Raw genomic sequence first — 25,512 nt, forward strand, 5'->3', positions numbered from 1 at the left:
AATCGTGAGAAAAACACGAAAGCTGAAGAAGGCCGCCGCTGCAGCAGCAGCCGCCGCTGCAGCCAGCCCGGCCGTCCACTCCGCGCTGGACGACGGAATCGCCCGCGCGACGTTGGTGCTCGGCGAAGCGCAGAAGCGCGCCGCCACCATCCTCGACGAAGCCCAGCGACGGGCCGCCCCCGTGGCCAAGGACGCCGGTGTCCGTGCCGCTGACTACGCGTCGAAGCGTCTGGATGCTTGGGAACCACACATCAGGGGCGCCCTCGACCGGGTCACTCCCGCCGTCGAGGCGGCCAAGGACCGGGTCTCCGACGACCTGCTGCCGCGACTCCAGACCATGCTGCACGACGTCGCCGAGCACCCGGCCGTCGCCGAAGCCGCGAAGCGCGGCGAGGCCACCGCGCAGGCCCTGAAGGGAGAACTGGAACCCAGGCACAAGGGTGGCAAGCTGAAGAAGTTCGGGAAGGTCGTCGCCATCGGCGCCATCGTCGCCGGCGCCGTCGCCGCCATCCGGCACTTCCTGACTCCCAAGGATGACGGCTGGACAGCGCACGAGCCCTCCAAGGCCTACGTCAACAACAACGACACGTTCGCGACGGCTGCCCGAATGAGCGAGGGATCGGCCAGCACCGCCGGGGACGCGGCGTCCGACGCGGCGCCCACGGAGGATGCGGACCTCGTGACCGAGGTGACACCCGACGATGCCCCGCCCGCCGAGACCTCCGCCGAGGAGACCCCGCAGCCGGCACACGAGGGCGAAGCAGGCACCGAGTCCGTGCCCGTCACCTACGGCGAGGGGTCCTACGTCGGCGACAACCCTCCCGAGGGGTACGTCATCAAGGGCAACGAACGCTCGAAGAAGTACCACCTCGAAGGTTCCGGGGGCTATGACCGGACCATCGCCGAGGTCTGGTTCAACTCCGAGGAGGCTGCCCAGGCAGCAGGCTTCACCAAGGCCCAGCGCTGACCCACACCAAACAGGGGCGCCCCCGACCAGGTCGGTGGGCGCCCCTGTTTGTGCGTTGTCCACAGGCCGATACCGGGTGACCCCGAGGACTCACTAGCCTTCGGGTCATGAACGTGGCGCTGGTGGTCACCGTCTGCGCCGCATCGGCCCTGCTGCACCAAATGCTCGTCGTCCCGAGGCTCCCGGTCCCCGCCGTGCCAGCGGGCGAGGCCGCGCCTGATTTCGTCGCCCTGCGCTCCCGCGGGGACCTCCTGGGCGTCCTTGCCGCTTCCGCGGCGTCGGCCACCGTGGTGGCAGTAGCTGCCCCGCAGGCGCAGTTGCCGATGTGGTTCGGCCATCTCGGTGCCGGGGCGGCCCTGGCCTGGGTCGACCTGCGGACAACCTGGCTCCCGCGCATCCTGAACCAGCTCTGCTTGTTGCAGGTGGCGGCGGGGGCGCTGTGGCTGGCGCTGACGGATCCTGGCTCCGCGGTCGGGGGGCTCATCGGCGGGCTGGCCGCCTTCGGCCTGTTCCACCTCGTGTGGGCGTTCGGGACGGGTTTCGGCTACGGGGACGTCAGACTGGCAGGGATCGTCGGCGTCCTCGCCGGAGCGGGCGGTCTCGACCAGTGGCTGCTCACCGTCCTGGCCGGCACCGTCATCGGCGCTGCCTGGGGAATCGCGCACGGTCTCCTGCGCCGCGGGACCGACGCTCCGGCCCACTTCCCCTACGGCCCAGCGCTCTGGCTGGGGCCCGTGGCAGCGGTGGCGATCAGCGGTTGGTAGCTGCCACCCAACGTTCCAGGAGGTTGGCTGCCGCGCCCGAGTCGATCGCCCGCTGCACGTCGGCCATGGTCTCCGTGAGCTGTTCGGTCAGGTCCAGCACAGGGCTGACCCCGCGGTAGGCCAGCAGGGCGGCCGCAGCGTTCAGGACCACGATGTCGCGAACCGGGCCAGTCTTCCCCCCTACCAGGTCACGCACCACCTGTGCGTTGTGCTCTGCGGGGCCGCCCGTCAGGTCGGCCGGGGCGGCAGGCGCGAGCCCGAGCTGCTGCGGGTCCAGCGTGGTGCGGTGCACCCTGCCGTCGGTGACCACCCAGACGTCCGACGGCGACGTGGTGGTGAGCTCGTCCAGACCGTCAAAGCCCCGGAACACCAGGCCGCGCACCCCCCGGCCGGCGAGCACGCGGGCCACGACGGGTGCGATGTCGTCGTTCGCCACGCCCAGGGCCATGGCTCGAGGGCGGGCCGGGTTGGAAAGCGGACCGAGGAAGTTGAACGTGGTCTGGATGGCGAGCTGCTTGCGCACGGAGGCGACGTTCTTCATGGCCGGGTGGTAGAGCTGCGCGAACAGGAACACGATGCCGACCTCGTTGAGCACGTCGGCCTGCCGGGCCGGCTCCAGCATGATGTTGACGCCCAGCGCCTCCAGCGTGTCGGCCGTCCCGGACTGCGACGAGGCGGCGCGGCTGCCGTGCTTGATCACCTTTGCGCCGGCCGCAGCGGCGACGATGGCGGCCATGGTCGAGATGTTGACGGTGTCGGCGCGGTCACCACCGGTGCCCACCACGTCGACCGCTTCGTCGTCCAGGAGGATCGGCGTGGCGTTCGCGAGCATCGCCGCTGAAAGCCCGGAGATCTCGTCCTCGGTCTCCCCCTTCGCACGCAGGGCCACCAGGAGGGCGGCAAGCTGCACGTCGTTGGCGCGCCCGTTGAAGATCTCGTTCAGCGCCCACTCGGCCGCCTCGGCCTCCAGGCCCTCACTGCGGACCAGACCGGTGAGGATCTCAGGCCAGGTGTAGCTCACTTGGCGACGGCCTTGCCGGCCCGCAGCAGCTCGGCGACCTGCTCGGGGAGACGGATCGGGTCGACCGGGAACGGCGAGAGCGCTTCCGCCTCGGTCCAGGTGCCCAGCCACGCGTCCGCCACCCGGCGGATCAGGAGCAGCACCGGCGGGCAGTTGGCGTACTCCTGCTTGACCTGGTGGGCTAGACCGAAGCCGCCCTCGGGCTGCGCGTCGCCGTCCATGATGATGAGCGAGTAGTCGGTCCCACCGGCGTCCAGGGTGCGCAGCAGGGCGGGACCGGTGGCCACCTCGAAGATCTCGATCTCGGGCAGGTCGCGGGCCACCCGGCGCCCGAGCGTCAGGCGAACCTCCTCGCGTACCGTCCGGTCGTCCGAGAACAGGAGCACCTTCGCGGTCTCTCGGGGTTCACTCATCTTGTATCGCCATCCTCGCCACCGCCGAAGGCGGTATCGCCTGGAACTTCACCTACGTGTGAATCGTAGCCAACTGGGCCGGACGGGGCCACGACGGGTCCGGGCGTCGGGTCCGTCGCCGCCTTCCGCGCAGCGATGGCGTCCTCGCGGTCGAACTGCCGATCCATGCGCTTGGCCTCCCGGTTGGAATCCCGGATCCACTGGATGAAAATGGTGGACATCGCCGCCAGCATCGTCAGGTCACCGGTTGCCCACATCAACGCACCGGCCCACGTCTGGTCCTCCAAGGGACTCAGACCCCACGACCGCTCGAAGGAGAGATACCACTCCTCCGCGATCAACTGCGTAGAACTCATGATGATCACGCCGAGGAAGGCATGGAAGGGCATCGTGAGGAAGAACAGCAACATCCGGATGGGGTACGGCATCTTCAACGGCACCGGGTCCACCCCCAGCAGCGGGAAGAAGAACAGGCAGCCCAACAGCAACAGCCACAGGTGCAGGGTGTCGTGGGCCAGGTCGTTGCGCAGGGTGAGGTCGTACCACCCCGTCAGGTAGAGCACGAAGGGGCTGCCCACCATCAGCAGTGTCGTGAGGGGCGGGAACAGCAGCACCTTGGCCAGTCCCGAATGCAGGAGCTTCAGCAACAGCGTCTTCGGCTGCTTCGGAAGGGTCCGGAGCAGCAACGTCACGGGAGCGCCGAACACGAGGAAGACCGGCGCGATCAGGTTCAGCAGCATGTGCTGGACCATGTGGACCCAGAACAAGACGGTGTCGTAAGCGCCCAGGAAGCTGAACAGAGCGACCGCGAGCGACCCGAGTCCGAGGACGACGAAGCTCACGGTTCGGCCCACCGGCCACTTGTCGCCGCGCCTCCGGAGCACGTGGACGCCGTAAAGGTAGAGCGCGGCGGTGACCAGCAGGAGGATCATCGGGAGGGGTTCGAAGGCCCAGTTGGTGAAGTAGGCCCAGCCCTCCAACGGGACGATCTCGTCATCCGGATTGGCGTGTGACGGCAGCAGGACGACCGCTCCCGGGGCTGGAGACATGGGTGGCATTATGCCCCATGCCAATCACGGATCGCACGCGGGGTCGAGTCACAACGCGGCTACCTTGTGCATACAGTGCGGTTTGCGGCCATAATGGGCCCGTGGCCAGCAAACATGACACCCTGACAGCCCCGGACGCGCTGCCCTCGGGCGCCGTCCACATGATCGCTCCCTCGCGGCTGAACAAGCCGAAGGGACGCCCGGACCCGCTGAGCGTCGGGGTGGTCGTCTGGTTGGCCAGTGAGCTGATGTTCTTCGCGGCCCTGTTCGCCGCCTACTTCTGGATCCGCAACGTGACGACGGAGCAGGCGGTCTCCGCCGGCACGACGAGCCTGTGGGACTCGATGACGCCGCATCTGGACGTGGTGTTCGCGGCCATCAACACCACGATCCTCGTCCTGTCCTCGTTCACCTGCCAGCTCGGCGCCAACGCCGCCGAGCGCGGCCGTGCCAACGGGTCCTGGCTGAACCCGCTCAAGTGGGGGCTGCGCCAGGCGTTCACCGTCACCTTCGTGCTGGGCTCCCTGTTCATCGCCGGCCAGGTCTGGGAGTACTTCACCCTGTTCAGCGAGGGCTACTTCATCTCGACCAACGCCTACTGGTCGGTCTTCTTCCTGGCCACCGGGTTCCACGGCCTCCACGTCCTGGGCGGTCTGATCGCCTTCCTGTTCGTGCTGGCGCGGTCCTACATGACCATCACCCACACCCATGAGCAGACGGTCTCCGCGCATGTCGTGAGCTACTACTGGCACTTCGTCGACGTGGTCTGGATCCTGCTGTTCGGCGTCCTCTACTTCCTCCGCTGAGTCCCGATAGATAACTGGAGAACAACGTGAAGTTTCTTTCCAAACGACGCAAGCACGCGGCAGCCAAGCCCGTGCTGCTGTTGCTGGCCCTGGTGGCCATCGGGCTCGCCTACTCCTTCGTCGCTCCGCAGCAGACCTCCGCGGAGACGGAGATGACCCAGCAGATCGAGGAGGGCAAGGCCCTCTTCGACGTCACCTGCTCCTCCTGCCATGGCCTCAACGGCGAGGGCACCACGCAGGGCCCGAGCCTCATTGGCGTCGGCGCCGCCTCTGTGGACTTCCAGATGGGCACAGGCCGTATGCCCGCCGCCCGCCCCGAGGTCCAGCTCCCCCGCCGTGACGTGATCTACACCCAGGAGCAGATCGACGCCGTGGCCGCCTACGTTGCCTCGCTCGGGGCTGGTCTGGAGGTCCCCGAGGAGGGCCAGTACTCACCCGAGGGACTCACCGAGGAGGAGGTCGCCGCCGGTGGCGCCCTGTTCCGCGCCAACTGCTCCGCCTGCCACGGCATCGTCGGCGGCGGCGGCGCCCTCCCGAACGGCAAGTACGCGCCGTCGCTGTTCGAGACCGAGGACATCCACGTGTGGGAGGCCATGCGCACCGGCCCCCAGCAGATGCCGGTCTTCTCATCCGACGTCCTGACCGACGACGACGTCCGCCAGATCATCGGATACCTCAACGCCCAGCAGGAAGCCCCCACCTACGGCGGCCTCGGACTCGGCGGCAACGGTCCCGTCTCCGAGGGCCTGTGGGTGTTCGCCATCGGCATCGTCGGCCTGATCATCGTGGGCGGCTGGATCGCCAAGAAGGGGGCCCGAGCCCGATGAGCCATGACAACCTTCCCGTCAGGGATCCCGACCTCGGCCATGTGGTGCCGAACCCCGGTCTCGAGGAACACATCGAGCGCTACACCGACGTCGACCCCGGTGCCGGCAGGCGGGCCTACGCGGGCATCGTCGCAATGCTGGCCGCAGTGCCGCTCCTGGCCATCGCGTTCGTCGTCATCTACTTCGCGGTTCCACGGGACGCAGTCCTGGACTTCAGCTTCGCGGGTGCCGAGATACTCCGAGCCAACGCCCAGAACGTAGGCTTCGGCGTCACCGGCGGTCTCGCCGTCCTGTTCATCGGGCTTGCTCTCGTCCAATGGGCGCGCGTCATCATGACCGACGAGGAGTCCGTGGAACTGCGCCACCCGGCGGCCTCCAGCGACGAGGATCGCGCGGTCTTCGTTGAGCAGTGGAACGCCGGTGCAAAGCAGTCCGGGCTCGGCCGTCGCAAGCTCATCGGCGGCGCACTGGCCGGAGCCATCGGATTCGCCGTCATCCCGGCCGTCGTGCTGCTGGCCGACATGGGCCCATGGCCCACCAAGAGCGTCCGCGCCCGCACCATCGAGGAGACCATCTGGGACGAGGGCGTGGAACTCGTCAACGACGAGACCTGGCGCCCGATCCGCCCCCAGGACATCGAAATCGGCCAGCTGGTGAACGCCCAGCCGGCCACCCTGCAGGAACTCCACGGCTCGGAGTTCCAGGTGGAGAAGGCCAAGGCGGCACTGGTGATCGTCCGGATGGACCCCTCATCCATCAAGATCCCCGAGTCCCGCAAGGACTGGCACGTGAGCGGCATCCTTGCCTACTCCAAGATCTGCACGCACGTGGGCTGCCCGATCAGCCTGTGGGAGCGCCAGACCCACCACCTGTTGTGCCCTTGCCACCAGTCGACCTTCGACCTGGGCAACTCCGGCGTCGTGGTTTTCGGGCCGGCCGCCCGGTCACTCCCCCAGCTGCCCATCAAGGTCAATGCCGAGGGCAATCTGGTCGCGCAGAGCGACTTCACCGTTCCGGTGGGGCCCAGCTACTTCGAGCGTGATTCCCGCGAGGACTACAAGGATGGTGACCAGTGATGGCAAAGCCCACGACGATCGGTGTGGCCTCCCCCGTCATCGAACCCGAGGTTGCACCCACCACCAAGAAACATCCTGCCACCGGCGCCCTGACGTGGGCCGATGACCGGTTGGGGCTCGGAAAGCTCAGCCGCTTCGGGCTGCGCAAGGTGTTCCCCGACCACTGGAGCTTCCTGCTCGGCGAGATTGCCCTCTACTCGTTCATCATCCTGCTGTTGACCGGCGTGTTCCTGACCATCTGGTTCAAGCCGTCCATGGCCGAGATCGAGTACGACGGCAGCTACCAGCTCCTCAAGGGCATCCCGGTTTCCGAGGCCTTTGCATCGACCCTGAACCTGAGCTTCGACGTCCGCGGAGGCTTGCTCGTCCGACAGATCCACCACTGGGCTGCCCTGCTGTTCGTGGCGGCCGCGTTCGTCCACATGCTGCGCGTCTTCTTCACCGGCGCCTACCGCAAGCCGCGCGAGGTCAACTGGCTGGTCGGCGTCGGCCTGTTGTCGATGTCGACCATCGCCGGGTTCGCGGGCTACTCGCTGCCTGACGACCTGCTCTCTGGCACTGGTCTGCGGTTCGTCGATGGGCTGATCCGGTCCATCCCGATCATCGGCACGTGGGCGGAGTTCTTCGTCTTCGGGGGCGAGTTCCCCGGTGAGTTGATCATCGCGCGGTTGTACATGGTCCACATCCTCCTGGTGCCGGGGCTGCTGCTTGGCCTCGTATCACTCCACCTGGCTCTCGTCGTCTACCACAAGCACACGCAGTACCCCGGCCCCGGACGCACCGAGAACAATGTGGTCGGATACCCCGTCTTCCCCGTCTACGCAGCCAAGGCAGGCGGCTTCTTCTTCATCGTCTTCGGTTTCCTGGTGCTGATGGGCGGCCTGTTCCAGATCAACCCGGTCTGGCTCTACGGCCCCTACGACCCGGCCAAGGTCACCGCAGGTTCACAGCCCGACTGGTACATGGGCTGGCTCGAGGGCGCCGTCCGCATCATGCCCGGCTGGGAGTCGCACATCCTCGGCACCACCTGGTCCTGGAACGTCGTGATCCCTGGTGTAGGAGCCATGGGCGTGCTGTTCACGGTGCTCGGAGTCTGGCCCTTCGTCGAGCGGTGGCTCACGGGCGACAACCGTGAGCACCATCTGCTGCAGCGCCCCCGGAACGCCCCGACGCGAACCGCCTTCGGCGTCGCCGGCATCACCTGCTTCATCCTGTTCCTCATCGGAGGCGGCAACGACATCGTGGCGACCCGCTTCGGACTGAGCCTCAACGCCATCACCGTGGTCCTGCGGGTCCTGGTGTTCGTCGGCCCGGTCGTTGCCTTCATCGTCACCAAGCGAATCTGCCTGGGGCTGCAGCGCCGGGACCGTGAACGGGTGCTCCACGGCTCCGAGACCGGCATCATCCACCGATCCCCCGGCGGCGGGTACTCCGAGCCGCACGTGCCGATCACCGAACAGGAGGCGTTCACCCTCACCCAGCACCTGCAGAAGCCTCCGCTGGAGGTGGCCCCGGACACCGACGAGAACGGGGTCAGGATCAAGCAGGAGGTCAGCGGCTTCCGTGCCCGCATGTCGCGCTGGTACCTGGGGGGAGTGGTCCACAAGCCCACGGCCCAGGAGATCGCCGACGCCCATCACCATGCCGACGACCGGCCCGCCATCGAAGACCAGCCCGCCATCGACGGTGACCGGCCCATCGAGCCGGCCATCGAGCGGCAGCGGGAACCGGAACCGGCCAACGACTGACGAACCGCAACCAGGAAGCCCGCCTCCACCGAGGCGGGCTTCCTTGTTCTGGTGGCGAATGGCTGTTTGACATACTGGGGCGGTGCAGTTCCTAACCGATCCCCCGTCCCACGACCTCACCTACTCCGACGTGTTCATGGTGCCCAGCCGCTCGGACGTCACCTCCCGTCTGGACGTTGACCTGACCTCCACCGACGGCCTGGCCACCCCGCTGCCCCTCATCGCGGCGAACATGACCGCGGTCTCGGGTCGCCGCATGGCTGAAACGATGGCCCGCCGGGGCGGAATGGCCATCTTCCCCCAGGACATCCCCTCGGAGGTGGTGGCCCGCTCCATCGCGAAGGTGAAAGCTGCCCACCCCGTGTTCGACACCCCGGTGACCGTGGCCCCGGACACCACCGTGGGAGAGAGCCTGGCACTGATCGGCAAGCGGTCCCACGGGGTCGCCGTCGTCGTCGATGGCGAGCGCGTCCTCGGACTCGTCAGCCGGGCCGACGCGGCGGGCGCGGACCGTTTCGCGCAGGCCAAGGACGTGATGACCACTGACGTCACGTTCATGGACGACGACGCGACACCCGAGCAGGTGTTCAACAAGCTGTCGGAGCAGCACCAGAAGGTGGCAGTCATCGTCGCCGACGACCGTCTCGTCGGGATCATGAACAGCAAGGGCGCTCTGCGCTCCACCATCTATTCCCCCAGCCTTGACGAGCAGGGCCGGCTGCGTGCCGGCGTGGCCGTCGGGATCAACGGCGACGTGGCCGCCAAGGTGCGCGCCGCGCTCGACGGTGGTGCCGACGTGCTGGTCATGGACACCGCACATGGGCACCAGGAGAAGATGATCGGCGCCCTGCGTCTGGCACGGGAGACCCGGGACCGATTCACCGACGAGACCGGGCGCCAAATCCTCGTGGTGGCGGGCAACGTCGTCACCTCACAAGGTGTGGCGGACCTGGTGGAGGCCGGCGCCGACATAGTCAAGGTCGGCGTGGGTCCGGGTGCCATGTGCACCACCCGCATGCAGACCGGCGTCGGCCGCCCGCAGTTCTCCGCGGTGCTCGAGTGCTCCGTCGCGGCCTCGGAACTAGGCAAGTCCGTCTGGGCCGACGGCGGGGTCAAGTTCCCCCGCGACGTGGCTCTCGCGCTCGCGGCGGGGGCGGGGTCGGTGATGATCGGCTCGTGGTTCGCGGGCACCCACGAGTCCACCGGGGACCAGCTCTTCGACCATGAGGGCCGGCCCTACAAGGAGTCCTTCGGCATGGCGTCGGCACGGGCAGTGCGGCAGCGCACCCGCGAGCAGTCTGCCTATGATCGTGCCCGCGCCGCGCTGTTCGAGGAGGGCATCTCCTCCTCGCGCATGTACCTTGACCCCGCCAGGCCGGGCATCGAGGATCTGCTGGACTGGATCACCTCCGGCGTGCGCTCCTCGGCCACGTATGCAGGCGCACGCGACCTCGCCGAGTTCGCCGACCGGGCCGTCGTCGGCGTCCAGTCCGGTTCCGGTTTCGAGGAGGGCCGGCCTGTGGAGAAGAGCTGGTGAGAGACTTCTTCGGGCTGGACGATTCGTTCGTCCGGCCCGTCCCCACCGACGCGTGGCGCCAGGACAGCATCGTGGCCGGTGTCCTGATGGTCCTGTCCATGACGGGGCTGTTGGGCACCGCCTCCCTCCCGGACTACGCCCAGGACGCGAAGTTCCCCTGGAGCATCATCGCCATCGCCGTGGCGGGCGTCCTGATCACCTTCCGCCGCCGCTACCCAGTGGCTGTCCTCCTGCTCGCGACGGGGGTGCACTTCCTCGTCGCCGGGTTGTTGCTCCCGATCGTCATCGTGCAGGCCGGCATGCAGGTGCTCTACTTCCTCGGGCTGTACTCCGCGGTCGCCTGGGCCCGGAACCGCGAGGCGCTGCTGTTGGCTGTGGCAGCCGTGATGCTCACGATGGCGACGTGGATCGCCGTGGACCTGGCCTTGGGAGTCGCGTACTTCCGGGACGAGCACGGCACCACTCCGGTTCCCCTGGTCGTCTCCCAGGTCCTGATCAACGTCGCGTACTTCGGCGGCGCCACCTGGCTCGGCCGCAACGCATGGTTGCGGGCCCGGTCCGACGCTGAGCTGGAGGCATCCCAGGCACTGGTGGCGGCCCAGACGGAACAACTGGCGCAGCAGGCGGTCGTCGGCGAACGCCTGCGCATCGCCCGGGAACTGCACGACTCGGTGGCCCACCACGTCGCCCTCATCGGGGTCCAGGCGGCCGCGGCACGTCGCGCCCTGGAGAAGAAGCCGGAGGCGGCAGCCGGGGCGCTGGTCAGCGTCGAGGAGTCCGCGCGACAGACCGTCGCGGAGCTGCGGTCGGTCCTCGGCTCCCTCCGCGACGCCGGCGCACCCGACGAGGGCCGCCCCAGCCTCGACATGCTCCCCACACTGTTCGACGAGGCGGCAACGCTGGGCCTGCAGGTGCATCACGAACTGGTCGGCTCCCCCGACCTGGCCGACCACCTCACCGTCTCCCAGTCCGCGACGCTGTTCCGGGTGGTCCAGGAGGCGCTGACCAACGTCCGCACCCACTCGACAGCCACGGACGCGCGCGTCACAGTCCGGCTCAAGGAAGACCTGGCCGAGGTCGAGATCCTCGACGACGGCGTTGCCCGTTCCGGCACAGCTGGCAGTGGGCTGGGCCACATCGGCATTCGGGAACGTGTCCTGGCGCTCGGTGGCAGCGCCGAGATCGGCCCAAGGCCGGGGCGCGGCTATCGCGTCCGCGCACGCCTGCCCATGGCGTCGGGGGCAGCGCAGTGATTCGCCTGGTACTCGTCGACGACCAGGTGATGGTGCGCCGGGCCTTCGCGCTCATGCTCGGGGTGGAGGACGACCTCGAGCTCGTGGGCGAGTGCGGCAACGGTGCCGAGGCGGTGGAGCTCGTTGCCCGGACCGAATGTGACGTCGTGCTGATGGACATTGAGATGCCGGGCATGAACGGCATCGAGGCCACCCGCCGGATGCGGGCTGCCGGCCATGGCCCGGAGGTGATCGTGCTGACGACGTTCGACCGCGACGACTACCTCTTCGAGGCGCTGCACGCCGGGGCTGCCGGGTTCCTGCTCAAGAACGCAGAGCCGGAGCGCCTGGTGGAGAGCATCCGGACCGTCGCCGACGGTGGGGCGCTCCTGGCCCCCGAGGTGACTCGCCGGGTGATCGCCGAGGCAGTGGCCGGCCGCCGTCGGCCCAGCCGGCTGAGCCCCGGCCTGGAACGGCTGACCGATCGGGAGCGGGACGTCCTGGTCCTGATGGCGCGGGGTCTCTCGAACGCCGAGATAGCCGCGGAACTCTGGGTGGGTGAGGCGACGATCAAGACGCACGTGTCCGCCTGCCTGGCGAAGCTGGGGGTCCGAGACCGGGTCCAGGCCGTGATCCACGCCTTCGAACACGGCCTCGTGTCTCCCTCCTGAGGAGGAGACGCCACTGGCGCTCCGGAGGGAGAAAGCGGAGCAGAGACCCACCCCCAGCCCGATGACGGTGGCCTCCCCCTGCTGTCATGGTTGTGGGAGAAGGGAGAATCATGCTTGAGATCAGAAACCTCACGCGCCGGTTCGGGGAACTCGTCGCAGTCGACGACGTGTCGTTCACAGTCCAGCCGGGACGATTCACCGGGTTCGTCGGAGGCAACGGAGCGGGGAAGACCACCACCATGAGGATGATCATGGGGCTGCTGGAGCCGGACCGCGGTGAGGTGCTGTGGCAGGGACGCCCGATCACCAGGGCCGACCGTGCCCAGTTCGGTTACATGCCGGAGGAGCGCGGGCTCTACCCGAAGCAGCAGGTGCGCAGCCAGCTCGTCTACCTGGGCGAGCTGCACGGCATGCCGGCCCGCGAGGCGCGGCAGGCGGCGGAGGCGCTGCTCACCCGGTTCGGACTCGGCACCCGGATGCGCGACAAGGTGGAGAACCTGTCACTGGGCAACCAGCAGCGCGTCCAGATCGCTGCTGCGGTGATGCCCAACCCGAAGGGACTCGTGCTCGACGAACCCTTCAGCGGACTTGACCCCGACGCCGTCGATGAGATGTTCGCGTTGCTCAGCGAGTTCACCAGGCGCGGGGTCCCCGTCCTGTTCTCCTCCCACCAGCTCGAACTCGTGGAGCGGCTCTGCGACGACATCGTCATCCTCGCGAAGGGCCGTGTGGTCGCCAGCGGTGGCGTGGGCGAACTGCGTGCCGCCGGGGAGACCCAGCACCGGATCCGGACGGATTCCGACCTGGGCTGGCTGCGCGACTTCCCAGGCGTACACGTGCTCGACCTCGACGGCCACGAGGCACACCTGACGTTCCGGCACCCCGACGCCGAGCAGGCGGTTCTGCACGAGGCCGTGCGGCGTGGGCCGGTACGCGCGTTCGGACCCTCAGTCCGCCCCCTCAGCGAGATCTACCGGGAGGTCACCCGATGACTGCCTACCCGCCCCCACGCATGCCTTGGTCGATCGTCGCGAGGCGGGAGATCATGGCCAAGCTGACTGACAAGGGGTTCTGGATCTCGACGGTGGTCGTCGTTGTCCTGATGGTCATAGGCCTCGGCGCGAGCTTCCTGTTCGCCACCTCGCAGGACCTGAAGGTGGGTGTGAGCGACGCGTCAGGCAAGGAGGTGGTGGCCCTCGCGATGCGGGACACCGAGGCGGAGATCCAGGTGGTGGAGTTGCCCGCCGAGGAGTTCGTGACGGCGATCGAGGACGACCGGATCGACGCGGGGATCGCACCCACGTCCGACGGTTGGGACCTCGTCGTCGGGAGCATCGAGACGAGCACCGGAGCCCTCGAGAACGCCATCCAGACCTACGTAACGTCACGCAACGCGGCGGAGCTCGGGATCGATCCCGCCGTCCTGCACTCGGGCGCCGACGTCAACGTGCGGCTCGCGGGCGAACAGCTCCAGGAGGATGCGGCGGTGGCCCTCGTGACGGGCATGGTCTTCTCCGCACTGTTCCTGATGGCCGCTCTCACCTACGGCATCCAGATCGCCCAGAGCGTGGTGGAGGAGAAGGAATCCCGCCTGGTGGAGATCCTCAACGCCGCGATCCCCTCGCGGGATCTGCTCATCGGCAAGGCGCTCGGCAACACGATCATGGCCCTGGGGCAGTTGCTGCTCTACATCCTCGTCGGCTGCGTGGGAGTCGCATTCACCGAGTTCGGCAGCTTCCTGCCCCGGTTGCTTCCCGGGGTCGGCTGGTTCGTCCTGTTCTTCCTGGTGGGCTTCGCCTCGCTCAGCACGCTGTGGGCCGCGGCCGGGGCGATGGCCACCCGGGTGCAGGACCTCAGCAACACGACGACCCCGCTGACGCTGATCATCATGGGCGTCTACATGGCCGGCTTCCTGGCCCGGGGCACCCTGGCGGAGGTCCTGAGCTACGTACCCGTGGCCTCCAGCGTGATGATGCCCCAGCGGCTGCTGAGCGGCGAGGCTGGCTGGGTGGGCGCCCTCATCTCGCTGGCCCTGTGTGGCGTCTTCATGGCGCTGGCCATCAAGCTGGGTTCGACGATCTACCGTCGGGGTCTGCTCAAGACCTCGGGGATCCTGAAATGGCGGGAAGTGTTCGCCAAGGCATCCTGACCTGGCTGTGCACCACGAAAAAGGACCCGCGCCCAACTGGGCGCGGGTCCTGCTTTTCGTATGCGTTGGTCCGGTCTCAGTGCTTGTAGTCGCCGCGATAGAACTGGAACAGCCAGCCGGATGCGGCCCAGATTCCGAGCCCCAGGCCGATCAGGCTGATCCACCACTGCTGCGTGCCCGGACCGAGGAAGATGAGCGCGGCCACGAGGGCGGCCCAGAAGGGCCAGATGCTCGACGGCGCGAAGAACCCGAACTCGCCGGCACCCTCGATGACCTCGGCGTCCTTGCGGTCCTCGGGGCGTGGGTCGAACGTACGCGCGGTGATGGTCAGGTGGCTCGCGATGATGATTCCGAGCAGGGCGGTGAAGCCGAGCACGAACGTGCCTGCGATCTCATGCGCGGTGAACCAGTAGATCGGGGTGACAACCCCGAAGAAGACGGCGACGAACCAGAACGTTCCCTTCTCAGGCCTCACTTCTTGGTTCCCTTCTCGAAGAGCTCATGGTGGACGTCGGAGGATTCGTCGAGAAGCTCCGCGAACTCGGCCTCGTCCTCCTCCGCCAGCTCGGGGTGAGCCAGGTCGAAGGCCGGGTGCATCGACCGCACCCGCGGCAGCGAGTCGAAGTTGTGGCGTGGCGGCGGGCACGAGGTGGCCCATTCCAGCGACCGGCCCCAACCCCAGGGATCGTTGACGGTGACCTTGGGAGCCTTGCGCGTGATCCAGACGTTCCACAGGAACGGCAGCATCGAGACCCCCAGGACGAAGGCGCCGAAGGTGGACACCTGGTTGAGGACGGTGAAGCCCTCCCAGGCGCCGTAGTCCGCGATGCGGCGCTGCATGCCCTCGACTCCGAGCCAGTGCTGGACCAGGAAGGTGGTGTGGAAGCCGACGAACAGCAGCCAGAAGTGAACCTTGCCCCACGTTTCGTTGAGCATGTGGCCGGTGAACTTGGGCCACCAGAAGTAGAACCCGGCGAAGGTGGCGAACACCACCGTCCCGAACACCGTGTAGTGGAAGTGCGCCACCACGAAGTAGGTGTCGGACACGGGGAAGTCCAGCGTCGGGCTGGCGAGGATGATGCCGGTCAGGCCGCCGAACAGGAAGGTGGTGAGGAACCCGATGGCGAACAGCATGGACGCCGTCAGAGTGATCGCGCCTCGCCACATCGTGCCGATCCAGTTGAAGTACTTCACGCCTGTGGGGATGGCGATCATGAACGTCATGAACGAGAAGAACGGCAGGTTCACGGCGCCGGTCACGAACATGTGGTGGGCCCAGACCGAGACCGAGAGGGCGCCGATGGCCAGCGTCGCGAAGACCAGGCCGTAGTAGCCGAAGACCGGCTTGCGGCTGAAGACGGCCAGGACCTCGGTGATGATGCCGAAGAACGGCAGCGCGATGACGTAGACCTCGGGGTGGCCGAAGAACCAGAACAGGTGCTGCCACAGGATGGGGCCACCGCTGGCGGCGTCGAAGACGTGGCTGCCGAGGATCCGGTCCGCGCCGAGGACGAGCAGCGCCGCACCGAGCACGGGGAAGCAGATCAGGACCATGATGGAGGTGACCAGGATGTTCCAGCTGAAGATCGGCATGCGGAACATCGTCAGACCGGGCGCGCGCATCGTGATGATCGTGGTGGTGAAGTTCACCGCACCGAGGATGGTGGCAAGGCCCAGCAGGTAGAGGCCCATCAGCCACAGGTCGCCGCCGCTGCCCGGGGAGTTGATCGGGTTGGACAACGGCGCGTAGGCGAACCATCCGAAGCTGGCGGCGCCGCCGGGGCTCAGGAAGCCGGAGCAGGCCATCAGCGAGCCGAAGAGGTACAGCCAGTAGGAGAACGCGTTCAGCCTCGGGAAGGCGACGTCGGGAGCACCCAGCTGCAGTGGGAGGATGGCGTTGGCGAACCCAGCGAACATGGGGGTGGCGAACATCAGCAGCATGATGGTGCCGTGCATCGTGAAGAACTGGTTGAACGTCTCGTAGTTCAGGAACTCGATGCCGGGGTTGGCGAGTTCCGCACGGATGGCCAGTGCCAGCACTCCACCGAACATGAAGAACGCCATCGCGGTGACGAAGTACATGTTCCCGATGACCTTGTGGTCAGTGGTGGTGAGGTACTTCATGGCGCGGGTGCCGAGCGTGGTCTCGGCGGCTCGCTGGGCGGGGCGTCCTGCCTCTGCGGTGGTGCGGGCGGCGATACTGCTCACTGGTCCCCCTCGGTCTCGGTCTGCGGCAGGGTGTCGGCCAGGCTGGAGGGCATCTCGATGACGCCCTCGTTGCCGGAATCCGCAAGCTGCGTCACATAGGCGTTGTAGTCCTCCTCCGAGACCACGTGCACTTCGAACAGCATCAGCGCGTGGTAGGTGCCGCACAGTTCGGCGCACTTGCCGTCGTAGACGCCGATCTTGTTGGGAGTGACGTCCATCGAGTTCGGGTGTCCGGGAATGACATCGAGCTTGTAGTAGAACGAAGGCACCCAGAACGAGTGGATCACGTCCGGCGACTGCAGGTTGATGCGCACGGTCTTGTTCACCGGGAGGTACAGGTCCGGAATCTTCTCCAGCGTGCCGCTCTCATGGGCGTCCACGCCGATGGCGGGGTTGTCCGCCTCGTTGTAGTTGAACGTCCAGGACCACTTCTGACCGATCACGTCGATGACCAGGTCCGGCTCAGGGGTTTGCGACTTCATGGCGTCGGCCGACCGGACGGTGTAGAAGAACAGGACGCCGACGATCAGGAAGGGGACGAGAGTGTAGAGGAGCTCCAGCGGGAGGTGGTACTTGGTCTGCCGCGGGGCTGAGTTGACGCCTTCCTTGTGCCGGTAGCGGACCACCGACCACCCGATCAGGCCCCACACGAGGCCTCCGATGATGAGCGAGGCGATCCAGGCACCGATCCACAGGCTGCTGACGTTCGGCGCCTCAGCCGAGGCCGCCTCGGGAAGGCCGAACCTGGCTCCCTGTCCGGAGCATGCCGTCAACAGGCCAATCGCCCCGACACCGGCCAGCGTTGCCGCCCGTCGGAGCAGACGTCCGGGGCGACTTCCGGCTCGCCCAAGTTTCCCAGTCACAGGTTGCCCTTCCATCTGCTTGCCACTACTGAGGACACACTAACGCAAAAGGCCACCCCGAGGTAACGCAGTACCAGTCGGGGTGGCATTCTTGGTGAAGGACTGTGCCCTCAGCCGGATCGGCTCAGTGGAACGAGTCGCCGCAGGCGCAGGAACCGGTTGCGTTGGGGTTGTCGATGGTGAATCCCTGCTTCTCGATGGTGTCGACGAAATCGATGCTCGCGCCGCCGAGGTAGGGCGCACTCATCTTGTCGGTGACGACCTTGACGCCGTCGTAGTCGGCCTCGACGTCGCCGTCGAGCGAGCGGTCGTCGAAGTAGAGCTGGTAGCGCAGACCGGAGCATCCGCCGGGCTGAACAGCGATTCGCAGGCTCAGGTCGTCGCGTCCCTCCCCCTCGAGGAGTGAACGGATCTTGGTGACGGCGACGTCGGTAAGGACGACACCGGAGGTGGTTGTCTGGGTATCGGTCACGATTTGCTCCAGGTCATGGATGGAATTGGTACGAGCGCCAGTGTACGCCTTCTGCAACAAACACAACGTCTGCCCAGCGGTGCGTCACCAACGCCAGGTGCTGGCCACCTTCGCCGCTGTGGCGGCAAGATCGGCTGGCGTCGGCTCTTCATCGCCGGCCCCGGGCAGCACGGCATAGGCCGCCTCCACCCCCGCCAGCCTGAGCTCGCGCGCGGAGACGAAGGTCCGGCCGGCGATTACGACGAGTGGCCTGAGGGCCAGAGCCGCCAGTTCTGACAGCCGCTTCACCACGGGTCCCCCGACGGCGTGGAAGTCCAGCTGCGCCGTCGCCGTCACGACGACGTCTGCAGCGCCCATCACCCGCGCTGCGTCATAGCCGGCGAGGCACAGCTCAAGACCGGAACCGACGCGCCCGCCGAGCGCGATCACCGCCGCCCCGACGCCGCCCAGAGCCCCCGACCCGTCTGCCATGGGGTCTGCCCCGATGGCTTTGGCCCAGGCCTCGGCGCGGGCGTCGTCGGCCAGCGTCTCGGCCAGGTCCGCGCCACGATCCCGGCCCAGTTCGGCCAGCGCCCCCGAGAGGCCGGTCAGTGGCGCCAGGGCACCCGCGTGCGGAACGACGGCCACCACTTCCCTGCCTGAGAGCCCGCCCCGCACCCTGCCGACGACTTCGGGCGACAAGACGGCTGTGAGTTCGGCCAGCGACGGGGCTTCCCACTGCGACAGATCAAGCCAGAGCGGATCCGGACCGGGAACCAGGGACACCAGGGCGGACTCGAGGTCCGCCGGCCTGACGAGCTGAGCCCGCTCCTCCAACGTGGAAAGGGCATCGGCGAGCGCGTCGCCGCCGTGACCCAACGGGATCACGGCGACCTCGGCCCCCGTCTGCGCGAAGGCCGTCCCGATGAGTTCGGAGGCTGACCTCGGCCCCAGTCCCGCGATCTCGTCACAGGCGATGAGAACCCTCAACGGGCGGTGTCCTCGCGGACGTCCGGCTCGACCCCGTCGGGACGCACGAAGTCACTCTCGCTCTCGAAGTTCTCATGGTCGGGGATCAGTCCGTAGTACTCGGACTGGCTGTCCAGGAGTGCGCGCACGTCCTCGACCGTGGAGTCCGCGTCGGGCAGGACGAGGTCCGACTCGGCCAGCACCTCGTCGGGCACCTCGGTGCCGTAGGTGCGCACAGCGGTGTTGAGTTGCTCCAGTGCGGCGCGAAGCGCCACCGAATCGCCATCGGCGACGGCCTTCTCGACCGCGGAGTCGATCTCGTTGAGCGCGAGCAGCTGCTCAGGCTCCATGACCCACTGCCCCTCACCCAGGATGCGTACGATCATGACTGACGCTCCGTCTGGTCGAAGTTGGGCTGCGAGCCGTGCGCGGCCGGAGCGGCCGCCTCCTCGGGGGCGTCGATCTGCGCTCGAGCGGCCGGGCCGCCGGTGAGCTGGGCCTTCATGGCAGCCAGTTCGTTCTCGACCGAGGAGTCGGAGGCGAGCGCATCCAGTTCGCGCGTGATGTCGTCGCGCGTGGACCCCGTGGGATCCTCCAGTGCGCCGGAGGCGAGCAGTTCGTCGACGGCAGAGGCCCGCGCCTGCAGTTGCAGGGTCTTGTCCTCGGCGCGCTGGATGGCCAGCCCGACGTCGCCCATCTCCTCGGAGATGCCGGTGAACGCCTCGTTGATGCGCGTCTGGGCCTCCGCGGCCGAGTAGGTGGCCTTGATGGTCTCCTTGCGGGTGCGGAAGGCGTCCACCTTGGCCTGCAGCCGCGAACTCGCACGAACCAGCTTCTCCTCCTCACCCTGCAGGGCGGCGTGCTGGGTCTGGAGGTCGGCCAGCTGGGTCTGGAGTCCGCTCTTGCGGGTCAGCGCCTCACGCGCCAGGTCCTCGCGGTTGGCCTCGAGGGCCCGCTGCGCCTGGACCTGCAGCTTCTCGACCTCCTGGTTCATCTTCTGGGCCTGCAGCTCGACGCGCTTCCGGCTCGTCGCGACGTCGGCGACTCCCCGGCGTACGTGCTGCAGCAGGTCCAGCTGACGCTGGTAGGAGTAGTCGAGCGTTTCCCGCGGATCTTCGTACTTGTCCAGTACCTTGGTCGTCTTGGTTTTGAACATCAAGGCGATTCGTTCAAAGATGCCTGCCACGGTTTTCCCTCCAGAGGTTTGTGTACGCACCAACGCTACCCGGTGGGGCGGGCGGGCGCTTGGGATCCAACCCTGATTGAACCCCGGATCGGCATCAGCCCCTAGACTGGGGCCTTCTCAGGACAAAGGATTTTCGAAGTGGGACTGTTTCGCCCGTACGAGCGCTCGACCGGCAAGGACACCGAACCCGGGGGGAAGGCCGCGGGCACCCGGATCTCAGCACTGACCCCGAAGCCGAAGGAACCGTCGCAGGAGGGACCCCGGGCGCCCGAGGCTGTGCAGTCACCAGCCTCGGCGTCCGAGAAGGTCGTCATCGCGCGGACACCGCAGCGCAAGGCCACGCCCACCCGGACCCGGAGGCAGGCGGAGGCCGAGCGCATGGAGCGGCTGCACCCGAGCCTGACCCCCAAGGAACAGCGCAAGGCGGACCGGGCGGCCCGCGCCGACGCCCGGCTGCAGGCCTTCGACAAGCAGGAGAGCTCACCGGAGCGCCGGCTGCTCCGCGACTTCGTGGACTCCCGCTGGACCATCAACGAATTCATGCTCCCGGCGATGATCCTCATCATGGCCGGCGTGATGTTCACCACCAACAACCTCGTGCTCAGTTCCACCATCGCCATGGGCCTGTGGCTGCTGATGGCCATGGCGGTGGTGAACACCTTCTTCATGTGGCGCAGCTTCAAGAAGGTCCTGGACGAACGCCTGCCCGGTACCGACAAGCGGGGCCTGCTCATGTACATGTTCAACCGGGCCCTGATGATGCGCCGCTTCCGCCGTCCCGCCCCCACCGTCGAGAGGGGCGGGTTCGAGTGAGCTACCGCTGGCGGCCCGCGGCGGGCAGCTTCGACGTCGCCGAACTGGAGGCCGGCGGTCTGCTCCCCAGCTTCGACGAGCAGCGCCAGGCGGAGGAATGGCTGGGCTTGTTCTACACCGACCTGCAGGGCCGGGGCGTGGCCGAGGTGGGCCTCTACGAGGAGGACAGGCTCGTCTACGGGCCGATGTCGCTGGAGGCCTGATCCCGCTGGCCAAGTCCGGGCCGCAACCCGGTGAAGGCCCCGAACGCGGCCGCCAGCACTCCCAGGCCGATGACGGTGGGGCCCTGCCCACGGGCCGCCGCAATCCGCTGCTCATAGCTCTGGATGCGTTCGGTCTCGGTGTCCGTGGCGCTGTAGTAGTGGCAGACGTCGCCGGGGCGCATCTGCTCTCCCCGACAGGTGGCCGACGGCGCCACCATGGTGAGGATCCCCCAGACGACCAGGGCGACTCCCCCGAGGACGAACGCCCACAAGCCGACATGCTTAATCACGACGAGCAGGCTACCCCGGTGCCTCGCGGCGCCGCGAATGAGTAGGCTGGCGGTCGTGAATCGAACGAAGCCAGACCTCAAGCTGTCCGCCGCCATCGAGGGGTCCGCCGACGTCGTGGTCCTCGGTCTCGCCGACGTCGCTGGCCGCCCGACGCTGGTCGGTTCCACGCCCGAACTGGAGAAGGCCGCGCGCCGGACCCTGCCGACCAGGATCACCGAACTCGCGGTCGCGCTCGGAGCCAGCACCACGCTGGGCAGCACGGTCGTCCTGCCACCCTGCCCCCAGCGCATCGTCGTCGTCGGCCTCGGGGATGCCGACGTCACGCCCGACCGGCTGCGACGTGCACTCGGATCCGCCTTGCGCACGGTGGCAGACCAGCCCGGCGCTGAGGGACTCACCGTCTCGATCTCGCTCGACATCAGTGATCCCGAACTGGTCCAGGCCGCAGCCGAGGGAGCCGCGCTCGGCGCCTACTCGATGGCACGCCTGAGCCGCGAGGGCGCCGTCGCGAAGGTGGCCGGAATCGGCATCGTCGCACCCGGAGGCGGCGCCCTGAAGAGCGCGCTGCAGACCGCTTCGGTGCTGGTGGAGGCGGTCTACCAGGCACGCGACTGGGTCAACCTCCCCGGCAACCTCCTGTATCCGGAGACGTTCGCGGAGGAGGCTCGAGCGGCGCTGCGGGACCAGCGGGTGTCGGTGGAGGTGCTGGACGAGAAGGCGTTGGAGAAGGGCGGCTACGGCGGGATCCTGGCCGTGGGCGGCGGCTCCGTCCACAAGCCCCGGCTGGTGCGCATGCAGTATGCCCCACGCGGTGCCAGGCGGCACCTGGCGCTGGTGGGCAAGGGAATCACCTTCGACTCCGGTGGCCTGGACATCAAACCGGCGGGGCAGATGGCGGGCATGAAGTACGACATGGCCGGCGCCGCCGCGGTCATCACGGCTGTTCGCGCAATCTCCGCACTCGGCCTGCGGATCAAGGTCACGGGGTACGCAGCCATGGCCGAGAACATGCCATCGGGCAGTTCGTACCGCTCCGGCGACGTCATGACGATGTTCGACGGCCAGACGGTGGAGAACTACAACACCGACGCCGAGGGAAGGCTCGTCATGGCCGACGCCATCGCCCGTGCCGCACTGGACCAGCCCGACCTCGTCGTCGACGTTGCCACGCTCACGGGCGCGTGCATGGTGGCGCTGGGAGTGCGCATGGGCGGTCTGATGGCGTCCGACGACGACACCGCTGACCGGGTGCTGGACGCGGCCGAGGCCGCTGGTGAGGAGTTCTGGCAACTGCCGGTGACCGATGACATCCGCGAGCAGCTGAAGTCCGACATCGCCGACTTCCGCTCGGGCGGCAAGAACCGCTACGGAGGAGCCCTGCACGCCGCAGCGTTCCTGCAGCGGTTCGTGCCCGAGGGGATCGCCTGGGCGCACCTGGACATCGCCGGGCCGGCCAACAACGGCGACACTCCGCACGGTTTCACCCCGAAGGGCGGCACCGGGGTGGCGGTCCGCACCCTGGTGGCGCTGGCGAGCCAGCTGGCCGATCAGTAGATGATGCGACGGGCGGCGCGGCGCTTGTCCGCTCCGTAGTCCCGCATGCGCTGGGGATAGGGCACGACGCCGGCATCGTAGGCCGGCAGGCCATGCGCGGCGGCGAAGTCGTAACCGTAGTCCACCGACGGGATGGCCCTGCGTGTGGACTCACCGTCGGCGGCCACCAGCAGGATCGAGGGCTTGTTGAAGCTGGTGGGTTGTTCCAGCCACGCCTCGACGCCGCGGCGGCTCCGCACGAACTCAGACAGATGCTCCCGCAGGCCGTCCGGGACCTCGCGGGACTCGCGCGCAACCTGCGCCTGTTGTTTGCGCCTCCTGAACCAGCCCACGCAGCAAGTATGCCCGCTGGCTCACACGCCGGTGGCGGGCAGGCCCGGTCCCGCGGCAGGGCGCGGCGCACTCGTGGTGGCACTGGCCGTGGCGCTGGGCGTGGCTGTCGCCGTCGCAGAGGCCGTCACTGTGGGCGATGCGCTCGGGGTGACCGTCTCCGAGGGCGTGGGAGACGGGGTCGGAGTCGGGGTCGGCTCACCACAGATGTAGAGCTGCGCGAGGACAAGCTGTTCCCCACCCACCACATCCAGGTCATAGGTCCCGCACTCGAGCTCGGCCGGGAAGGTGACGTCGGCGCTGGCGCTGTAGTCCGCGCCCGACACCCCGAGCGGGGCACTGAACAACAGTTCCGTGCCGTCCTCGGGGTAGAGCTCCAGACCCACGGACACCCCGGGCTCGAAGTCCCCGGCGGTGATGGTGACCGGTTCTCCCGCGTAGAACTCCGGCGGGACGGCATCGATCCAGCTCCCGAAGACGTAGGTGGAGTCCGAGGCCGTGGTCTCGGCCTCCGCCGAGCCCTCGGCGGGCGTGCAGGTGGCTGAGTAGCTGACCGTCGACCCGGGGGCCAGTTCTTCGTAGGGCAGGGGCGTGACCATGGGGAGGGTGCCCTCCGCGACGGTGATGGTCTCGTCCTCCACGCCGCCCGTGATCGTCAGCGTCGCCCCGACGGAGCATCCTGCGATCGTGAGCTGGGCGACACCCCCTGGCAGCACGTAGTCCGCGTCGACCTCCACGGTCACCGGAGCGGCGCTGGCGACCATGGTCGAGCCCAGGAACGCGAGGGACGCGGTCAGGGCAGTGGCCGCGGCCAGCACTCCCGCCTTCTTCATTGAGGTCTTCACGGTGCGCTCCACATTTTCCGGGGGTCTGCTTCTCCCGCGCACTCTAGTGCACGCCCGGGCAAGCATCACAAAAGACCTGACAGACTGGACGCCATGAACAAGACCCGCGACGTCGCCATCCTGGGAGCCGGCTCGGCAGGCTACGCAACCGCACTGCGCTCGGCGCAGCTCGGACTCGACGTCGTGATGGTGGACCCCGGCCCGGTCGGTGGCACCTGCCTGCACCGCGGATGCATCCCGACGAAGGCTTGGTTGCACGCCGCCGAGATCCGCCAGAGCGTGCTCAGCGCCTCCGCCTTCGGCATCTCCGCGCAGGGCGGCGACGTCGACGCCAAGGGTGTCAGGGACTACGCGGGACACGTCGTCGCCAGCCTCCACAAGGGCCTGGAGGGCCTGCTGCGTTCCCGCAAGGTGGAGGTGCTGCCGGTGGCCGGGCGGTTGGTCCTGGACGAACGTGGACCCGGGATCGAGGCCGACGGCGCCGTGGTCCGGGCGCGCAACGTCGTGGTCGCCACCGGCGCCGAACCAATCACCCTCGGTCTGGCCGTGGACGGCACCCGGGTGCTCACCAGCGAGCACGCGCTCGGCCTCGAGACCCTGCCCAAGCGGGCGGTGGTCGTCGGCGGCGGGGTGATCGGCGTGGAGTTCGCATCCCTGTGGGCGGATCTCGGGGTCCACGTGACTCTCGTCGAGGCCACGGACCGCCTGCTGCCAGGTGAGGAGCCCGATTTCGGAGCGATCCTCGCCCGGCAGCTCGGTCGCCGCGGCGTGGAGGTGATCCTGGGCGCGGCAGTTGAAGAGGTCGAGCACACCGAAACGGGGGTGCTCGTACAGCTCGGTGGCAACGCCGTCGAAGCCGAACTGGTGCTGGTCGCGGTCGGACGCCGGCCGAACGTCGCCCCCGTCGCCCACGCGGGCCTGCGACTCGACGGTGCCCACATCGCAGTCGACGACCACCTGGAGACCTCGGCGCGAGGCGTCTACGCCGTCGGCGACGTGGTTGCCGGACCGCAGTTGGCCCATCGCGGCTACGCGCACGGCATGTTCGTCGCCGAGCGGATCGCCCACCTCCACGGCAGGCACCCCGGGAGTCCCACCCTTCCGGCGGACCGCGACATCGCCAGGATCACCTACTCCTCGCCACAGGTCGCCTCCGTCGGGCTCACCAGCGCCGAGGCCCGCGAACGAGGCCCGGTGGAGGTGGCGGACTTCCACCTCCGCGGGAACGGCAGGGCTCTGATCCTGCGCCCGCCGGGCGAAAAGGAGCCGGGTCTCGTGCGGATCATCCGCCGCCCGGGTGGCGAGATCGTCGGGGTCCATGCGATCGGCGACGGCGTGGCCGAACTCATCGCCGAGGGCGCCCTGCTGGTCAACTGGCAGGCCACCCCGGAGGACCTGCGCGACCTGGTCCACCCACACCCCACCCTGGGGGAGGCGCTGGGCGAGGCGAACCTCCAGCTGGCGGGCGCCGCGCTGCACATGCACGGCTAGGGCGGGCTAGTCTAGGGGGCGGAATAGACAAAGCTCAGCGAAGGAGCC

At 68.1% G+C, this 25,512-nt stretch carries 28 protein-coding genes; 15 read left to right on the forward strand and 13 right to left on the reverse strand.

The features are described 5' to 3' along the window. Positions 1 to 4: 4 nt before the first annotated feature. Together LKO27_RS15575 and LKO27_RS08400 are read left to right on the forward strand one after the other, a co-directional pair. Positions 5 to 967: a hypothetical protein gene (locus LKO27_RS15575; protein WP_370629962.1), complete on the forward strand. Its 963-nt coding sequence runs from the start codon at positions 5 to 7 to the stop codon at positions 965 to 967. Positions 968 to 1,074: 107 nt separating this feature from the next. After that, a complete protein-coding gene (locus tag LKO27_RS08400) occupies positions 1,075 to 1,731 on the forward strand; it encodes an A24 family peptidase (RefSeq protein ID WP_227736932.1) in 657 nt (218 codons plus the stop codon). Here the strand turns inward: LKO27_RS08400 and trpD are convergent. From trpD to LKO27_RS08415, 3 genes are read right to left on the reverse strand one after another with little or no spacing between them, the layout of a single operon-like run. After that, complete coding sequence (gene trpD / locus LKO27_RS08405) at positions 1,718 to 2,752, reverse strand: anthranilate phosphoribosyltransferase (RefSeq protein ID WP_227736933.1); 1,035 nt, start codon at positions 2,750 to 2,752, stop codon at positions 1,718 to 1,720. The genes LKO27_RS08400 and trpD overlap by 14 nt on opposite strands. Beyond that, the gene (locus tag LKO27_RS08410) at positions 2,749 to 3,165 is read right to left on the reverse strand and encodes a response regulator (protein WP_227736934.1); all 417 of its coding nucleotides are present in this window, start codon (positions 3,163 to 3,165) and stop codon (positions 2,749 to 2,751) included. The genes trpD and LKO27_RS08410 overlap by 4 nt, the downstream gene beginning before the upstream one ends. Further along, positions 3,162 to 4,214, reverse strand: coding sequence for a cytochrome c oxidase assembly protein (locus LKO27_RS08415; protein ID WP_227736935.1), 1,053 nt, complete (start codon positions 4,212 to 4,214; stop codon positions 3,162 to 3,164). The genes LKO27_RS08410 and LKO27_RS08415 overlap by 4 nt, the downstream gene beginning before the upstream one ends. Before the next feature lie 161 nt (positions 4,215 to 4,375). Here LKO27_RS08415 and LKO27_RS08420 point away from each other — a divergent pair, with 161 nt between their 5' ends. The 9 genes from LKO27_RS08420 to LKO27_RS08460 all read left to right on the forward strand — a co-directional run bounded on the left by LKO27_RS08420 (position 4,376) and on the right by LKO27_RS08460 (position 14,260). Next, positions 4,376 to 5,020, forward strand: a complete 645-nt coding sequence (locus LKO27_RS08420) for a heme-copper oxidase subunit III (protein WP_227737257.1) — start codon at positions 4,376 to 4,378, stop codon at positions 5,018 to 5,020. Between the two features lie 26 nt (positions 5,021 to 5,046). After that, entirely contained in the window at positions 5,047 to 5,847 is an 801-nt protein-coding gene (locus LKO27_RS08425) for a c-type cytochrome (protein WP_227736936.1), read from the forward strand. Continuing rightward, a complete protein-coding gene (locus LKO27_RS08430) occupies positions 5,844 to 6,923 on the forward strand; it encodes a ubiquinol-cytochrome c reductase iron-sulfur subunit (protein ID WP_227736937.1) in 1,080 nt (359 codons plus the stop codon). The genes LKO27_RS08425 and LKO27_RS08430 overlap by 4 nt, the downstream gene beginning before the upstream one ends. Beyond that, complete coding sequence (locus LKO27_RS08435) at positions 6,923 to 8,671, forward strand: cytochrome bc complex cytochrome b subunit (RefSeq protein WP_227736938.1); 1,749 nt, start codon at positions 6,923 to 6,925, stop codon at positions 8,669 to 8,671. Before LKO27_RS08430 ends, LKO27_RS08435 begins: the two co-directional genes overlap by 1 nt. Positions 8,672 to 8,753: 82 nt before the next feature. Then, positions 8,754 to 10,208 (forward strand): GuaB1 family IMP dehydrogenase-related protein, encoded by a 1,455-nt coding sequence (locus LKO27_RS08440; RefSeq protein WP_227736939.1) that lies wholly within the window; start codon positions 8,754 to 8,756, stop codon positions 10,206 to 10,208. Then, positions 10,205 to 11,461 (forward strand): sensor histidine kinase, encoded by a 1,257-nt coding sequence (locus LKO27_RS08445; protein ID WP_227736940.1) that lies wholly within the window; start codon positions 10,205 to 10,207, stop codon positions 11,459 to 11,461. Before LKO27_RS08440 ends, LKO27_RS08445 begins: the two co-directional genes overlap by 4 nt. Beyond that, positions 11,461 to 12,111, forward strand: coding sequence for a response regulator transcription factor (locus LKO27_RS08450; protein ID WP_227737258.1), 651 nt, complete (start codon positions 11,461 to 11,463; stop codon positions 12,109 to 12,111). Before LKO27_RS08445 ends, LKO27_RS08450 begins: the two co-directional genes overlap by 1 nt. Before the next feature lie 110 nt (positions 12,112 to 12,221). Continuing rightward, on the forward strand, positions 12,222 to 13,103 hold the full coding sequence (locus LKO27_RS08455; RefSeq protein ID WP_227736941.1) for an ABC transporter ATP-binding protein: 882 nt from the start codon (positions 12,222 to 12,224) through the stop codon (positions 13,101 to 13,103). A gap of 53 nt (positions 13,104 to 13,156) precedes the next feature. Then, on the forward strand, positions 13,157 to 14,260 hold the full coding sequence (locus LKO27_RS08460; protein ID WP_227736942.1) for an ABC transporter permease: 1,104 nt from the start codon (positions 13,157 to 13,159) through the stop codon (positions 14,258 to 14,260). A gap of 76 nt (positions 14,261 to 14,336) precedes the next feature. Here LKO27_RS08460 and LKO27_RS08465 read toward each other — a convergent pair whose 3' ends face one another. The 7 genes from LKO27_RS08465 to LKO27_RS08495 form a co-directional block, all read right to left on the reverse strand. Then, the gene (locus LKO27_RS08465; RefSeq protein ID WP_227736943.1) at positions 14,337 to 14,735 is read right to left on the reverse strand and encodes a cytochrome c oxidase subunit 4; all 399 of its coding nucleotides are present in this window, start codon (positions 14,733 to 14,735) and stop codon (positions 14,337 to 14,339) included. Continuing rightward, positions 14,732 to 16,468, reverse strand: coding sequence for a cytochrome c oxidase subunit I (ctaD, locus tag LKO27_RS08470; RefSeq protein ID WP_370629963.1), 1,737 nt, complete (start codon positions 16,466 to 16,468; stop codon positions 14,732 to 14,734). Before ctaD ends, LKO27_RS08465 begins: the two co-directional genes overlap by 4 nt. Then, on the reverse strand, positions 16,465 to 17,241 hold the full coding sequence (gene coxB, locus LKO27_RS08475) for a cytochrome c oxidase subunit II (RefSeq protein WP_227736944.1): 777 nt from the start codon (positions 17,239 to 17,241) through the stop codon (positions 16,465 to 16,467). Before coxB ends, ctaD begins: the two co-directional genes overlap by 4 nt. Before the next feature lie 214 nt (positions 17,242 to 17,455). Continuing rightward, entirely contained in the window at positions 17,456 to 17,806 is a 351-nt protein-coding gene (locus tag LKO27_RS08480; protein ID WP_370629992.1) for a HesB/IscA family protein, read from the reverse strand. An 81-nt stretch (positions 17,807 to 17,887) separates the two neighbouring features. Beyond that, positions 17,888 to 18,772, reverse strand: a complete 885-nt coding sequence (locus LKO27_RS08485) for a glycerate kinase (RefSeq protein WP_227736950.1) — start codon at positions 18,770 to 18,772, stop codon at positions 17,888 to 17,890. Next, positions 18,769 to 19,137, reverse strand: coding sequence for a hypothetical protein (locus LKO27_RS08490; protein ID WP_227736951.1), 369 nt, complete (start codon positions 19,135 to 19,137; stop codon positions 18,769 to 18,771). The genes LKO27_RS08485 and LKO27_RS08490 overlap by 4 nt, the downstream gene beginning before the upstream one ends. Next, complete coding sequence (locus LKO27_RS08495; RefSeq protein ID WP_227736952.1) at positions 19,134 to 19,937, reverse strand: PspA/IM30 family protein; 804 nt, start codon at positions 19,935 to 19,937, stop codon at positions 19,134 to 19,136. Before LKO27_RS08495 ends, LKO27_RS08490 begins: the two co-directional genes overlap by 4 nt. 138 nt (positions 19,938 to 20,075) lie before the next feature. On the opposite strand from LKO27_RS08495, the gene LKO27_RS08500 reads away from it, so the two are divergent. After that, a complete protein-coding gene (locus LKO27_RS08500; protein WP_227736954.1) occupies positions 20,076 to 20,750 on the forward strand; it encodes a DUF3043 domain-containing protein in 675 nt (224 codons plus the stop codon). Further along, positions 20,747 to 20,953 carry a hypothetical protein gene (locus LKO27_RS08505; RefSeq protein WP_227736955.1) on the forward strand — a complete coding sequence of 69 codons (207 nt, stop codon included), beginning with the start codon at positions 20,747 to 20,749 and terminating at the stop codon, positions 20,951 to 20,953. Before LKO27_RS08500 ends, LKO27_RS08505 begins: the two co-directional genes overlap by 4 nt. On the opposite strand, the gene LKO27_RS08510 is transcribed toward LKO27_RS08505, so the two are convergent. Then, positions 20,926 to 21,243, reverse strand: a complete 318-nt coding sequence (locus LKO27_RS08510; protein ID WP_227736957.1) for a hypothetical protein — start codon at positions 21,241 to 21,243, stop codon at positions 20,926 to 20,928. The genes LKO27_RS08505 and LKO27_RS08510 overlap by 28 nt on opposite strands. A gap of 37 nt (positions 21,244 to 21,280) precedes the next feature. Here LKO27_RS08510 and LKO27_RS08515 point away from each other — a divergent pair, with 37 nt between their 5' ends. After that, complete coding sequence (locus LKO27_RS08515) at positions 21,281 to 22,798, forward strand: leucyl aminopeptidase (protein WP_227736959.1); 1,518 nt, start codon at positions 21,281 to 21,283, stop codon at positions 22,796 to 22,798. Here LKO27_RS08515 and LKO27_RS08520 read toward each other — a convergent pair. Together LKO27_RS08520 and LKO27_RS08525 are read right to left on the reverse strand one after the other, a co-directional pair. Next, positions 22,792 to 23,130 carry a hypothetical protein gene (locus tag LKO27_RS08520; RefSeq protein WP_227736961.1) on the reverse strand — a complete coding sequence of 113 codons (339 nt, stop codon included), beginning with the start codon at positions 23,128 to 23,130 and terminating at the stop codon, positions 22,792 to 22,794. The two genes, LKO27_RS08515 and LKO27_RS08520, sit on opposite strands and share 7 nt — an antisense overlap. 21 nt (positions 23,131 to 23,151) lie before the next feature. Further along, a complete protein-coding gene (locus LKO27_RS08525) occupies positions 23,152 to 23,973 on the reverse strand; it encodes a hypothetical protein (RefSeq protein WP_227736963.1) in 822 nt (273 codons plus the stop codon). Between the two features lie 93 nt (positions 23,974 to 24,066). Here LKO27_RS08525 and LKO27_RS08530 point away from each other — a divergent pair, with 93 nt between their 5' ends. Beyond that, on the forward strand, positions 24,067 to 25,464 hold the full coding sequence (locus LKO27_RS08530) for an FAD-dependent oxidoreductase (RefSeq protein WP_227736964.1): 1,398 nt from the start codon (positions 24,067 to 24,069) through the stop codon (positions 25,462 to 25,464). Positions 25,465 to 25,512 lie beyond the last annotated feature (48 nt).

It is taken from the genome of Tessaracoccus sp. OS52 (assembly GCF_020687685.1).
Classification (GTDB): Bacteria; Actinomycetota; Actinomycetes; order Propionibacteriales; family Propionibacteriaceae; genus Arachnia.